Consider the following 13,898-nt stretch of genomic DNA (forward strand, 5'->3'; position numbering starts at 1 on the left):
TCATACCCCTTTCCCTATTCGTACTCTTGCACTGATATCAAGTGATTTCACAGAATGGGTCAAGTACCCGAGGGAGATATAATGAACCCCTGACCCCGCATAGGCTTGAAGGCTCTCCCTGGTGATGCCGCCCGATGCTTCCGTCACGATATGAGGCGGCACAAGATGTATCCACTCCTTAATCGTCGACGGTAAACAGTTATCGAACATGATGACATCTGCCCCGGCATCAATCGCTTCCAATAATTGTTCCTTCGTTTCAATTTCCACTTCCACTTTCACCATATGCCCAATCTGCCTTTTCACCTGCTTCACAGCCTCAGTGATCGATCCGGCGAATGAAATGTGATTATCCTTTAGCATGACAGCATCATAGAGCCCATTTCTATGGTTGAAACCGCCCCCGGTCCTTACAGCATACTTCTCAAGCATCCGGAGTCCCGGCGTCGTTTTCCGCGTATCACACAGCCGGACCCCTGTGCCTTTCACCTGTTCAACCGCCAGGTACGTTGCCGTTGCAATACCACTCATCCTCTGGATCAGATTAAGGACCACCCGTTCCCCTTGGAGGAGAGCCCCCATCGGACCACGGATTTCAGCAATTGATTGTCCCGCTTCCACCCAGTCCCCATCGGCAGCAAATACCTGGACATCCACTTTGGGATCCATTAGAGAAAAACCTATTTCAATCACATCTCTTCCACAAAAAACACCCTGTTCTTTCATGAATAGAGAAAAGGAACCTTCATCGCTTTTACTGAACAGGATTTCAGACGATACATCACCATCACCCAAATCTTCCAGGTAAAACGTTTCAAGCATAGATTTTAGTTTCATTTTGTTCATGATCTTCCACCCTCAATCGTCCTTCATATTTTTGTAGAACCATTTTCCGTTTCAACCATCCTGCGTTATCTTCCTTCGGGAAATCTGCCCGGATGTGGCCTCCCCTGCTTTCAGTCCTTAATAATGCAGACTCTGTAACAAGAAGGCTAACAATCCACATGAAATACAAGTGAATTTCTTCACGTGAATTAAAATCAATATGTTCACAGAAGGTGAGAGGCTGTTCTTTTAACCACTTCAAATGAGCGGATAAGCCTTCTTCCCTCCGAATGATTCCGACATGTTTCATCATTCCATCTTTTAATTCATGTGCATGAAAAGGGATCGATAATGGGTCCCCTTCCTCAATCCGGTCCAATGGGGAATACATATGTGCGGAGGATAGGGCTCCACTCCCCTTCAAATATTCACCGAGCCGCTCCCCGTACACCAATCCTTCCAGCAGGGAATTACTCGCCAAACGGTTTGCTCCGTGGATGCCGCTGCATGCCACTTCCCCGATGGCATAAAGTCCGGGAATATTGGTCCTCCCTGCCTGGTCAGTGACGATCCCGCCCATCATAAAATGACAACCAGGGGAAACAGGGATCCTCCCTTCCCCGATTGGAATGTGATGTTTTATACATAAGTCGGTAATAGAAGGGAACTTACCTTGAAAGTCTTCTATTCTACTAATATCCAGATACACATTTCTTCCTTTCTGTCGTTCCTTGTATATACACTCCGCCACAATATGCCTCGGAGCGAGTTCCATAAGGGGATCAATGCCTTCCATGATCCTTTTCCCCTCGTCATTCAGGAGTATGGCTCCCTCTCCTCTCACCGCTTCTGAAATGAGACCGCATGTTCTTCCCTCCGACCAAAGGAGCGTCGGATGAAACTGAATGAATTCCATATCCGAAAGCTTTGCTCCTGCAAGAAAGGCAAGAGCCATGCCATCTCCCGTCACGGACGGATGATTGGACGTAGACGGATATAACCCACCGATTCCCCCTGTTGCGAGGACAATATGAGGAGCGTAGTAAAAGCGGATGGCGTCATCTTTATCCTTTGTCTTCACCCCGCAGCATTGCCCCCTGTCATTTTTGACAAGTTCGTATACCATTTCCCGTTCCACGAATTGAACCTTTTCCCGTGAAAGGGATTTCATTAAATGGTTCATTACATATTTCCCCGTCTGATCTCCCCCGCTATGAAGGATGCGATGTTCACTATGAGCCCCTTCCATTCCAAGAGAAAGGCTTCCGTCCTCTTTCCGATCGAAAGGTGCCCCTTCATACACCAGGGATTCCACGATCCTCTTGCCATCTGTTATGAGCTCTTTCACGCTGTCTTCAAGCTGGTGATAGCACCCTGCTTCCAATGTATCCTTCATGTGGGCACGGACAGAATCCTTCCGTCCTACAGGTGCCGCGATCCCGCCTTGAGCGAGATACGAGTTACCGCTTTCGATTTCGCCCTTTGTGATAATCATCACATAATAATGATCTTGAAGTCTCCGTGCCAATTGCAAAGCGGCAATGCCACTTCCTACGATGATTATATCGGCTTTTTCCATCAAAAACCCTCCTGATTATTTACAGGTGTCTTGACACATATATTTACACATATTTAAACTAATGACAAGAGTTTTTTACAAGACTCATATATTCAGACAATTCCCATTAAAGGCAGGTTACATGATGAACTATTTTGATTATGCCGCTACAACTCCTGTAGATGCTGAGAGTTTACGCGTATTTCGGACCGTTAGTGAAGAATTCTGGGGCAACCCGAGCTCTCTTCACGATATTGGAGGGAAAGCAGCGCATCTCCTTTCAAGATGCAGAGAAAAATTGGCTGCTTTGCTCGGTGTCCCCTCTAAAGGGATCCACTTTACTTCCGGAGGGACGGAAGGGAACCATTTGGCCCTCGTCACCCTGGCATTAAGCAGGCAAAAAAAAGGAAGACACATCATCATCGGAGGAGCTGAGCATTCTTCCCTGCATTCCTCAGCCGCATTTCTCCAGGGGCTGGGCTTTACAGTGACGAAGATCCCTTTGAGTTTTGATGGCTTGATCGATCCCCTCACTCTAAAAGAATCGCTTTCAGAACAGACGACCGTCGTGAGCATCGGACACGTCAATGGGGAAATTGGAACGATCCAGCCACTCCATGCCATTCATGAACTACTGAGACACCGTGATATCCTTTTTCACAGCGATATGGTTCAATCATTCGGAAAAATGGACGTTACGGAATTCACTTCGGAGGTCGACAGCTTCACGGTTTCATCCCATAAGATTTACGGTCCCAAAGGTGTCGGCGCATGTTATATCAATCCTAGCCTCGACATCACCCCCATGATACCGGGACAGACCCATGAAGACGGCTTCAGGGGGGGAACGGTGAATCTTCCGGGGATAGCGGGATTTGTAACAGCCGCTGATCTATGCTACCGTTCCTTTGCAACGTCCCATTACACGGGATTGAGAACGCACTTTTTAAATGGACTGGAAGAACAGCTGCCCGGCCGGTACACTCTGTATGAAGGGCCGGCACATGCACAGCTGCCACACGTCATCGGTCTTGGCATCCAAGGCCTTGAGGGACAGTGGCTCATGCTTGAATGCAACAGGCGAGGAATGGGGATATCGACGGGCAGTGCGTGCGGTGCCGGTTCACACGACTTACCCAAGACCCTACAGAGTATGGGCGTCAATCAAAGAGCAGGAAAAGAATTCATCCGGATATCATTTGGAAGGGAGACAAGGGAGGAACACATAACAGAATTGGTCAACGCATTGTCTGACATATATGCGTCCCTGACATCTTCCTTAACTTGAAGCGCCGGTTGTGATATGATTTCCTATATCGATTGGGGACGGAGGAGATAATTTTGGCAGGAAAAAAAATCCTGGGAGAAGAAAGAAGACAGTGGATCCTCGATAAGCTAATGACGAAGCAAGCCCCGATTACAGGGGGAGATCTCGCGAAGCAGACCAATGTCAGCCGGCAGGTGATCGTCAGTGACATCACCCTACTTAAAGCAAAAGGCGAACCCATCATCGCGACGAGTCAGGGCTACTTGTTCATGCCTGCCTCGAATCAGGATACGATGGTTGAACGGACGGTCGCTTGCAGGCATCACCCCCACCGGTCGGAAGAAGAACTCTTTTTACTTGTCGATCACGGGGTCACAGTCAAGGATGTCAGGATCGAACACGGTGTGTATGGTGATCTGACCGCGTCCATCATGGTGTCAAACCGTAAGGAAGTCGAGCAATTCATGAAGAAGATTGAAGAAACCGGGGCATCCTTCCTATCAGAATTGACCGACGGAGTCCATTTACATACACTGATGGCCCAAACGGAACAAGCCCTGGATAAAGCAGAAAATGCGCTTCGCGAAGCAGGCTTCTTGATTCAGGGGGATTTATAGGACTGACAGCGACATATCCTATTATGAGGTCCGAAAAAAAAGGCAGAATCCACAAGGAATCTGCCTTTTTCTTTAGTTATCCAGTAAATAAGAAGAATATGTCCCGATCATTTTCACCGTGCATCCGAGGGCTTCCATTTCACTGATGGCTCCGGGTAGGAGGACATCATCCATTTCATGAGCCACATCAATCAAGAAGAAATAATCACCGAGCCCCGTTTTCAAGGGTCTTGATTCAATTTTACTTAAATTCAGCTGTCTCCAGGCAAACGTGGACAATACCTGATGAAGCGCCCCCGATCGGTCTTTCGGAAGAGTCACCATCAAGGTTGTCTTCTCCATGCTCTTCTTCTGGGGCAGGTTCAGTGGATCCGGTGTCTTATGCAAGACGATGAACTTCGTATGATTATAGGCAAAATCATGAATGTTTTCATGCAGGATGTTCAACCCGTATTTTTCTGCTGCCAGCTCGTTCCCGATCGCGCCAAGGAACGAATCAGGATTCTCACTCACGAATTTAGCAGCGGCAGCCGTACTGGTCGTCTGCTCCAGTGGCACCCCGCGAAACTGCTTATGTAAAAATTTATGACACTGTGCCAATGCGTGGGAATGGGAAAGGACTTTCCCGATCTGATCTTCACTGTCACTCCACGCCGGATGTATCATTAAGTGCTGCTGAATGGCGGACGTCAATTCAGCGACAATCGCTAAGTTCGCTTCATGAAACAAATAATCCACCGTAATATGCACCGAGCCTTCCAGGGCATTCTCCAAAGGCACAACGGCGTAATCCACTTCATTCTCGATCACCGCCTCGATGCAATCGGGTATCGTCACATACGAAACCGTTTCTTCTTCGGGAAAAGCCTTCTTAACGGCTAAATCTGTAAAGGAAGCCTGTGGTCCTAAATATGCCATCTTCACTCTGATCTTCCTCTCGCTCACTTGAAATTGAAATTTATTGAACATTCTAACACGTATGGAAACAAAGGGAAAGGTTTTCCCATAAAAAAAGAAGCGTCAGGCTCCGGAACCCAACACTTCCACTTTCTCGACAAATTCCAAACGACGGAGCTTTGAGAGTAAGTCTTCCAATCCGATCGTGAGGTCCGTCACATTCAAGGAGAGTGTGACATTCGCTCTTCCCTGCAACGGGATCGTCTGATGGATCGTTAATATATTGCAACCATGTTTGGCTGTTTCACTTAATAGATGAGACAACGTCCCTGACCGGTCCTCCAAATGAAAGAACAGTGTGATGATCCTCTCCTTCACGATGGTGTGGAAAGGAAATACCGTATCCTTGTATTTGTAAAAGGCGCTCCGGCTCAAATCGACCCGGTGGACCGCCTCCCATACGGAATCAGCCTTGCCCCTTTCAATCAATTCTTTTGCATCCAGGGTTTTCTTCATCGCTTCAGGCAGCACGTCTTCACGCACTAAATAAAACTTGCCTTCTTGAAATTTTTTCCCCAATGACTATTCCCCCAATTGTCCAGCTGTAGAGGTTCGTATAAAACCGCTTTCGCTATCTATTGTAGAACAGGTGACGGCAGATTTCAGCCACCACCTGTCATTTCGTCTGAATAGATAAGGATGAAACTTAATCTACAAATTCGAACTCATATTTAATTAAGCGGATCGTATCGCCATTTTTGGCACCACGTTCACGAAGGGCATCATCCACACCATACGAACGAAGCTGTCTGGCGAAACGTCTTGCCGAATCTTCCCGTGAGAAATCCGTCATCTTGAACAATCTCTCAATCTTCGCACCGCCGACGACGAACGTCCCATCCGGATCACGAGTGATTTCGAATTCTTTTTCTTCCTCTTCATGCTTATAAAGAACGCGGTGAATACCCGTTTCTTCTTCTTCATGGATAGGGAATTCATCTGTTGTTTCCACTTTATCCGCAACGGCATATAGTAGCTCACTCAAACCTTGCCTTGTGACCGCTGAGATCGGGAAGACTGGATAATCCTCCTGAAGTTTCTCTTTGAAGACCTTCAGATTCTCTTCTGAATCCGGCATGTCCATCTTATTCGCAACGATGACTTGAGGACGCTCCGTCAAACGAAGATTGTATTGCTTAAGCTCTTCATTGATCGTCAGGTAATCCTCGTATGGATCTCTTCCTTCCATTCCGCTCATATCGATGACGTGCACGATGACACGGGTACGTTCAATATGGCGAAGGAATTGATGTCCGAGGCCGACGCCTTCGTGAGCACCTTCGATCAATCCTGGAAGGTCGGCCATGACGAAGCTTCTTCCATCTCCCGTTTCCACCATCCCTAAATTCGGTACGATTGTCGTGAAATGGTAGGAGGCAATCTTAGGCTTCGCTGCTGAAACAACGGAAAGAAGTGTCGATTTCCCGACGCTCGGGAATCCAACCAATCCTACATCAGCAAGAAGCTTCAATTCCATCACGATATAACGCTCTTGACCCGGCTCACCCTTCTCAGACAGCTCAGGAGCAGGATTTGCAGGCGTTGCAAATCGGGAATTCCCTCTTCCGCCCCGTCCGCCTTTCGTGATCACCGCTCGTTGACCATGCTGCACAAGATCGGCAATCGTTTCACCTGTATCATCATCCTTCACGACAGTCCCCGGTGGCACCTTGACAACCATATCCTCCGCATTGCGTCCATGCTGATTCTTACTCATCCCGTGCTCTCCACGAGGCGCCTTGAAATGACGTTGATAACGGAAATCCATCAACGTTCTTAAGCCTTCGTCCACTTCGAAAATGACGTCTGCTCCGTGACCGCCATCTCCCCCTGCGGGACCACCTTTTGGTACATATTTCTCGCGACGGAAGGCAACCATACCGTTACCGCCGTCACCGCCCTTTGTATAAACTTTGACCTGATCTATAAACATACTTTCACTCCTAACTTATCACTGCAATCGCTTCAATCACTCAGCGATTACATGAACGACAAGAACCTCTTCTTGAAGTTGTTCTATTTCTATATTTTCTCCATTTGATAGTTGATTTTTGATCCAGTCTTCCACTAAGCTTGTACTCTTTAGTATACCTGTGAAATCAAATATAAAACGGGATTGTTCTTTAGTAATGTCAAGTATTATGGATAATTGATTTTCTACATTGTTCATTACATTTGATTCAAGGAATTCCAGAAACTCCTTGCACCAATTGTAAAGCCTTTTATCTTCAAGCCGGTGAGGCTCGAGTCGAAGGACTTCAAAATCCAGCTTAATCAAATGTCTTGACCAATTATAGGTTAATATCCATTCTGCCAATAATGGCAGCTTCACATTCGAAAGCTTTGATTCATTTTGTGCAACGAGAACCATTTCCTCGATGACCTGTTTCGCCCGCTCCACACGGCCAAGGTCCAGATTCCCTTTAATTAATTGCAAATCATTCATCCAGTCGTGGCGGGCATGCCTTAACGCCTCGACTACACCCCAATTTTCGCTCATAATCTAACTCCTATACTTAAGTGCTACCTGTAAGTATATCAAAGATGGGCGTCGTGCGTATATTGTTTCTGTGAAATTGGTGTGTGTGAATGGAAATCGGATAAGAATCGTCATACCTTTGATAAAAATAAAACTCTAACCGAAAGTCGGTTAGAGTTTTCGTTAAAGATATGCGATTAAGCTTCATTCGCAACTGGGTATACGCTCACTTTTTTCTTGTCACGACCCATGCGTTCGAAACGAACAACACCGTCGGTTTTAGCGAAAAGTGTATCGTCGCCGCCACGGCCGACGTTTAGGCCTGGATAAATTTTCGTACCGCGTTGACGGTAAAGAATTGATCCACCAGAAACCATTTGACCGTCTGCACGCTTAGCACCAAGGCGCTTTGAGATAGAGTCACGACCATTCTTAGTCGAACCTACTCCTTTTTTGGACGCAAAAAACTGAAGGTCTAATCTTAACATCTGTTCCACCTCCTACTTTTTGAAGGTTATTTTAATAAAATCACTATAGTCTCTTTCAATCGTCTGGAGGCTGATTAGCATGCCGTCAAGCAGCAGCTGAACCTTGCTCTCCGTTTCTTCCGGAAGATCATCAGGGATGACGCAGCGAAGGAATCCACCATCAGAGGATTGCTCGATGGACGGTTCTACACCGGTTAACGCCATAATGGCATTAATACTGCCGAATGAAACAGCAGAAGCACCTGCACAGACAATGTCTTGCCCATTTTCGGCAAAATCAGCATGTCCATCCATGGAGAAAGAACGGATTCTTTTCCCGGGGGAACGCTCTACGTAAACGTTAATCATGATCTCACGCCTTACGCGTTGATTTCGTCAATGACAACTTTAGTGTAAGGTTGACGGTGACCTTGCTTACGACGGTAGTTCTTTTTCGCTTTGTATTTGAATACTACAAGCTTTTTCGCGCGGCCTTGTTTTTCAACTTTCGCTGTTACAGTAGCTCCATCCACTAAAGGACTTCCTACTTTCACATCGTCACCACCAACGAATAGAACTTTGTCAAAAGTTACCGTGTCGCCTTGTTCTCCGTTAAGCTTTTCGATGTAGATAGCTTGACCAGCTTCTACACGGATTTGCTTACCACCTGTTTCGATAATTGCGTACATAATCGCACCTCCTTATAAACTCAGACTCGCCAATGACAGGTGTTGGATTGCTCCAAGCTTTTGTACCTGTAATGAGCGGTTGTAGCACGGGTGCTACAATCAATAACATTAGAATCCTATCACAAAAACTGATGGACTGTCAATAACATTCAAGAAATTCATAGGATCTTTGTTATCCTGAAATAAGGATGAGTGTGAGTGATTTCATGAATCATGATCTTTTTATTCAATACTTTCTGGAGTCTCTCGATATGGATGCCCTGTTTGCCAGAAAAACTATCCGCCACTTCACGGGTCGCTTCCACTTCAATTCGTGAGCCGTCCATCCCTTCACATTCCCACAGCTCCCGTTCAAGCGCGAAGGCCATCGTCTCCGGGCTCATTTCCCTCCCAGTACCATGACATACCGAGCACGGCCGGGTCAAGGACCCGGCAAGGGGCTGCCGGGTCCTCTTCCTCGTCAATTCCAGGATCCCGAGTTTAGTGAACCCTACAATCGTTGTGCGCTGCCGGTCTGAAATAAGGGCTTCTGAAAGAGCATCCATCACTTCCTGACGGTGGCTGTCCTTTTTCATATCGATGAAATCAATCAGGATCATCCCGCTTAAATTGCGGATCGTAAGCTGCTTCGCCATTTCAGCTGCCGCGAGTTTATTCGTCTCCAGTATGGTTTGTTCCAAGTTGTCTTTCCCGGTGAATTTTCCTGAATTGACATCCACCACCGTCATCGCTTCCGTTGCTTCAATGATAAGCGTTGCTCCGTTCGGCAGCCACACTGTTTTTTTCAGTGCGCTTTCCCATGCAGAGGAAACGTCAAAATGCTTAAAAATATTTTCGCGGCCCTGATAAAGCTCGAAATTCCACTTTTCCCTGATTCCCTCACCGCTCATTTCCTCAACCTGAAGAAGGCTGTCATACTCATCGAAGACGATCTTCCCGCCCCCACCTTTTTTCAGATACTCGTGGAGATCCTCATAGAAGGTATCCTGCCGGGATAGGAGGGACGGACACTTCGCCCTCATGGACACCCTCTCAAGACCCTCATAGCGCGTCCGCATGGAGATGACCTCTTCTTGTAATACTGCCTCTTTCACCCCGGAGGCGTTGGTGCGCATCACAATGCCTTCTCCCCCTTGTTTCCACTCATTGGCCAACCGCCTCAACACCTTGCGATTTTCATCATCCACTTTTTTGGATACCGCCACATAGTACCCCTTTGGCATGTACACCAGATGTTCACCCTTCAGCTCGATGACCGCGGTCAATCTGGCACCCTTCGTCCCCATCTCATCCTTTAAGACCTGAACGATGATTTTTTCCCCTTCATGGACAAGGTTTCCGATCGGGGTTGGATCGCTCCCCTCATGATACGCTTTCACATTTTGCGGAAAGTCCTTTTCATGGAGATACCCATTCTTCCCCTGACCAAAATCGATGAACGCCGCACCGAGTCCCTTTTGGACCTTGATCACACGTCCCAGGTAAATATTTCCTGTCAAGCTTTCTTCTCCAGGAGGATATGTATATAGACCGATAATTTCATTATGTGAACGGTGTACCCACCGTTTTTCCCTACCCTTACTGTGTACAATCATTTCTTCCATACCCTAAACCTCTTTTCCACAGAAAAACTCATAAGAAAAAAGGGTTGATTCCAACCCTTTTACCAGTATGCCCTTACTTTATACAGTTCGTCTCCATTCGTCAATAAAGGTAGAGAAGATCCTTCGTTTTGGCGGATGTCATCTTTTCTGCAAAGAAGGCGTGGAGCAGTTCGTTCTCATCAAGCTTCCCCACTTCGACTCCCTTGTCAAATACAACGAGGGGATGCTTGACACCCCTCTGAAACCTCTCCACCACCGTTATGATGGATTCTTCACTCTCGATCGGCAACGGCCTCAGTTGCACAAATTGATGACTCTTCCCGTAGTACCTCTCCAATAAAAACTTCATAAACGCATATCTCCTCTGCTTCCAGTCGACCCATAGGGAGAAGTACAGGAAGGACAGGACGATCCACAGATTCAAATGCAGGGGAGCGGTTATGAGTACAATCAAATGGAACAGCAATAATAATCCAAATGAAAAGAGGAGCGTGTATTCATACGCTCTCAAATAATTAAACTTCGTCGCAAGGAGCAGGGAAACCAACTTTCCCCCGTCCAATGGCCAGATGGGCAGGAGGTTAAACAGCAGCACCATCAGATTCAATTGAAAAAAAAGCGAAAAGGTGTCCTGACTGATCACTCCAAACTCCAAAAGACCAAAGCCAACTGCAATGAGCCAGACGTGCTGCAAGGGACCTGCCACCACCACCCAGAACTCCTCCATTAAGGAACGGTTCCCGTGCTCATCCATCTCAGCGACGCCCCCAAAGGGTAACAGGGCTATTCTCTTCACCCTCCACGAAAAGGATTGAGCCATGATGCCATGGCCCAGTTCATGGATCGTGATGATGACGAGGAGCAGGATCAGTTCAAAGAAGTGGGCCGTCATGATGGCAATCCCGATCACAACCCACAGCAAGGGATGGACGTAAAATTTCTTCAATAGTGAAATGATATTAGTCAAATGACATCACCTGGATCGGGTCGATGAATTCATCACCCATTTTAATCGCGAAATAAAACTCACCCGTCGCTTCGTCTTGACTGCTGGATGAAACCTTCCCTACAAGGGAGCCCTTCTTGATTGATTCATACTGCTTCACATCAATCGATGCCAAATTGCCGTACCACGATTCTGATTTATCCGCATGTTGAATGACCACCGTATTCCCAAGCTCCTCCTTTTTCCCTGCAAATAGAACCAAACCTCCCTTCATGGCCGTTACATCCTCACCAAGGACCGTCTGAAGCATGATTCCCTGCCCATTGGTCTTGAAATTCTCTACGACCTTCCCGGAAGCAGGCCTTGCATATTCAGCGCTTGGTTCGGATGCGGATTCTTTCTCGGAATTACTTGCAGGCAATAAAGCAAGCGGTTTTCCGAATTGATCTTCATACCAGGTGGAAATGGCGGCGAATTGAAACTCCGTATCCATCGTCTTCATGACAACAGATCTTGCATCAACGAATGCCGCAGAAGGGCTTTTGAACATGATGGCCGTCACCAATACCATGATCCCTGCCCCGAGTATTTTCAGCATGAAGGTTTCTTTCTTAAAAAGAGGATGGACCCCTTCCGGTGGAGGACCGCCTTCAAAGCTTGTCTGTCGCTCCATTCCATAGCGCTCCTCATCCGTTGTCAAAAAGTACGATGGATTCCCGCCGGAGCCTGTTCCACCCATCTTTTTCCGTTTGGCGATCCGCTTCCGTATTTCATCCGCTCGATTCCCCATGTACACCATTCCTTTTTATAAGGTATTGTTTCATAACCAGTGATTGGCTTGGTCCATTCCTGCTGATGGGCAAACGGGTGTCAGATCCATACCAAGATTCCATTACACATGTTTTGCTACAATGTATGACTTGTCCCGTAAGAATATTCATGAAGAATACAAAAAAGTCCCGGCAGGACGCATCATGCGACCTGCCGGGACCGGCGATAACTTTAGGCTTTTACACCAAATAACCTTTTAATTTTCATAAAGACGCCCGTTCTTTCTTCTTCCAGGGATTGCAATGGAACCGACTCTCCTAAGATCCGCCTTGCAATATTCCGGTAAGAAATCGACGCTTTACTTGTCGAATCAAGTGCGATCGGCTCACCTTTATTCGATGATTTGATCACATTGTCATCATCGGCGACAATTCCAAGAAGATCGATGGAAAGATGGGAGGTGATTTCATCCACATCCAGCATTTCACCGTTTTTCATCATATGATTACGTATACGATTGATCACCAATTTCGGAGGTTCGATGTTCTCCTTCTCCAGAAGGCCGATGATCCGGTCCGCATCCCGCACAGCCGAAATCTCAGGCGTGGTCACGACAATCGCACGATCTGCACCTGCGACGGCGTTCTTATACCCCTGCTCAATTCCTGCAGGGCAATCAATAATGATATAATCATAGTCTTGCTTTAAGTCCAGTACCAGCTTTTTCATCTGTTCAGGATTGACAGCGGATTTATCACTCGTCTGAGCAGCGGGCAGTAAGAATAGTTTGTCTTCGAAACGCTTGTCTTTCACAAGGGCCTGATGGATTTTACATCTGCCCTCCACTACGTCCACTAAATCATAAATGATCCGGTTTTCAAGGCCCATTACCACGTCCAGGTTCCTGAGGCCGATATCCGTATCAATCAGACAAACCTTTTTGCCTTGTAGAGCTAATGCTGTACCAACATTGGCAGAAGTAGTCGTCTTTCCCACTCCACCTTTACCTGAAGTAACAACTATCGCTTCACCCACATTAGCTTCCTCCTTTAAAACTAGTAATATTTGGTCTAAGATGCTTCAAAACCTGCAATCGATCGACAACGATCTGGCCACTTTCATCCACATACGCACATTCCATCTCGCGGTCATCTTCTTCCTCCACCCGGTCAGGTGCACGGTTCAGGGAATCCGCGATCCGAAGCTGGGATGGGACCATTTTCGAAGCCACGATGACCGACTCATCGTTTCCATTGCAGCCTGCATGGGCAATCCCTTTTAATGAACCTAATATGTAAATATTCCCCCCGGCGAGGACCTTCCCCCCGGGATTGACATCACCCACTACAAGGATATCGCCGGACACTTCCACGACCTGTCCCGAACGGATGACCCCTGTGAGGGTTTCGATATTTCGTTCATCTATGAGTTTCTCAGCATCATTTTTTGTTATGACATTACTCCATACTTCGTTTACAACTAAATTGCGTTTTTGTCTTACAATATCCTTCAACTCTTCAACTTGATCTTCTTCCAGGTAACGATTGCCTGTTTGGATATTGACCGTCAAGAGAGGGGTTCCTTCTGTTTCCCTGTATTGGGCAGACAGCTTATCGTCCAGTTCCTTTTTTAATTCCTGAAACGAGCATTGATCGTTGAGATGAAGGGTCAGTCCTTCTTTTGTTCCCTTGATCATCACATTTGGCTTCTTATTCATG

The 13,898-nt window shown here is 46.9% G+C and carries 16 protein-coding genes and 1 other annotated feature; of the genes, 2 read left to right on the plus strand and 14 right to left on the minus strand.

Annotation, left to right across the window (positions count from 1 at the left end):
- The gene (gene nadC, locus V8G47_RS08025) at nucleotides 1-846 is read right to left on the minus strand and encodes a carboxylating nicotinate-nucleotide diphosphorylase (RefSeq protein ID WP_336199655.1); all 846 of its coding nucleotides are present in this window, start codon (nucleotides 844-846) and stop codon (nucleotides 1-3) included.
- Nucleotides 815-2,404, minus strand: coding sequence for an L-aspartate oxidase (nadB, locus tag V8G47_RS08030; RefSeq protein WP_336199656.1), 1,590 nt, complete (start codon nucleotides 2,402-2,404; stop codon nucleotides 815-817). The genes nadC and nadB overlap by 32 nt, the downstream gene beginning before the upstream one ends.
- 124 nt (nucleotides 2,405-2,528) lie before the next feature.
- Here nadB and V8G47_RS08035 point away from each other — a divergent pair, with 124 nt between their 5' ends.
- Both V8G47_RS08035 and V8G47_RS08040 read left to right on the plus strand, forming a co-directional pair.
- Nucleotides 2,529-3,671: an IscS subfamily cysteine desulfurase gene (locus tag V8G47_RS08035; RefSeq protein ID WP_336199657.1), complete on the plus strand. Its 1,143-nt coding sequence runs from the start codon at nucleotides 2,529-2,531 to the stop codon at nucleotides 3,669-3,671.
- A gap of 50 nt (nucleotides 3,672-3,721) precedes the next feature.
- On the plus strand, nucleotides 3,722-4,267 hold the full coding sequence (locus V8G47_RS08040) for a transcription repressor NadR (RefSeq protein ID WP_336199752.1): 546 nt from the start codon (nucleotides 3,722-3,724) through the stop codon (nucleotides 4,265-4,267).
- 72 nt (nucleotides 4,268-4,339) lie between these two features.
- On the opposite strand, the gene pheA is transcribed toward V8G47_RS08040, so the two are convergent.
- From pheA to minC, 12 genes are all read right to left on the minus strand, one after another.
- A complete protein-coding gene (gene pheA / locus V8G47_RS08045; protein WP_336199753.1) occupies nucleotides 4,340-5,191 on the minus strand; it encodes a prephenate dehydratase in 852 nt (283 codons plus the stop codon).
- Between the two features lie 96 nt (nucleotides 5,192-5,287).
- A complete protein-coding gene (locus V8G47_RS08050; RefSeq protein ID WP_336199658.1) occupies nucleotides 5,288-5,743 on the minus strand; it encodes an ACT domain-containing protein in 456 nt (151 codons plus the stop codon).
- A gap of 127 nt (nucleotides 5,744-5,870) precedes the next feature.
- Entirely contained in the window at nucleotides 5,871-7,157 is a 1,287-nt protein-coding gene (gene obgE / locus V8G47_RS08055; protein WP_336199659.1) for a GTPase ObgE, read from the minus strand.
- A gap of 36 nt (nucleotides 7,158-7,193) precedes the next feature.
- Nucleotides 7,194-7,724, minus strand: a complete 531-nt coding sequence (locus V8G47_RS08060; protein ID WP_336199660.1) for a Spo0B C-terminal domain-containing protein — start codon at nucleotides 7,722-7,724, stop codon at nucleotides 7,194-7,196.
- A gap of 176 nt (nucleotides 7,725-7,900) precedes the next feature.
- Complete coding sequence (gene rpmA, locus V8G47_RS08065; RefSeq protein ID WP_034757227.1) at nucleotides 7,901-8,191, minus strand: 50S ribosomal protein L27; 291 nt, start codon at nucleotides 8,189-8,191, stop codon at nucleotides 7,901-7,903.
- Between the two features lie 12 nt (nucleotides 8,192-8,203).
- Nucleotides 8,204-8,539: a ribosomal-processing cysteine protease Prp gene (locus tag V8G47_RS08070; RefSeq protein WP_336199661.1), complete on the minus strand. Its 336-nt coding sequence runs from the start codon at nucleotides 8,537-8,539 to the stop codon at nucleotides 8,204-8,206.
- 11 nt (nucleotides 8,540-8,550) lie between these two features.
- Nucleotides 8,551-8,859, minus strand: coding sequence for a 50S ribosomal protein L21 (rplU, locus tag V8G47_RS08075; protein ID WP_060670849.1), 309 nt, complete (start codon nucleotides 8,857-8,859; stop codon nucleotides 8,551-8,553).
- Nucleotides 8,860-8,871: 12 nt separating this feature from the next.
- Nucleotides 8,872-8,950: a sequence feature (ribosomal protein L21 leader region), on the minus strand.
- A 67-nt stretch (nucleotides 8,951-9,017) separates the two neighbouring features.
- On the minus strand, nucleotides 9,018-10,463 hold the full coding sequence (locus V8G47_RS08080) for an Rne/Rng family ribonuclease (RefSeq protein ID WP_336199662.1): 1,446 nt from the start codon (nucleotides 10,461-10,463) through the stop codon (nucleotides 9,018-9,020).
- Between the two features lie 100 nt (nucleotides 10,464-10,563).
- Nucleotides 10,564-11,430 (minus strand): M50 family metallopeptidase, encoded by an 867-nt coding sequence (locus V8G47_RS08085; RefSeq protein WP_336199664.1) that lies wholly within the window; start codon nucleotides 11,428-11,430, stop codon nucleotides 10,564-10,566.
- Nucleotides 11,423-12,199: a M23 family metallopeptidase gene (locus V8G47_RS08090; RefSeq protein WP_336199665.1), complete on the minus strand. Its 777-nt coding sequence runs from the start codon at nucleotides 12,197-12,199 to the stop codon at nucleotides 11,423-11,425. The genes V8G47_RS08085 and V8G47_RS08090 overlap by 8 nt, the downstream gene beginning before the upstream one ends.
- 212 nt (nucleotides 12,200-12,411) lie before the next feature.
- Nucleotides 12,412-13,215, minus strand: coding sequence for a septum site-determining protein MinD (gene minD, locus V8G47_RS08095; RefSeq protein ID WP_034757216.1), 804 nt, complete (start codon nucleotides 13,213-13,215; stop codon nucleotides 12,412-12,414).
- A gap of 1 nt (nucleotide 13,216) precedes the next feature.
- Nucleotides 13,217-13,897 (minus strand): septum site-determining protein MinC, encoded by a 681-nt coding sequence (gene minC, locus V8G47_RS08100; protein ID WP_224519429.1) that lies wholly within the window; start codon nucleotides 13,895-13,897, stop codon nucleotides 13,217-13,219.
- Between the last annotated feature and the right edge of the window lies 1 nt (nucleotide 13,898).

The organism is Rossellomorea sp. LJF3, assembly GCF_037046045.1.
GTDB lineage: Bacteria > Bacillota > Bacilli > Bacillales > Bacillaceae_B > Rossellomorea.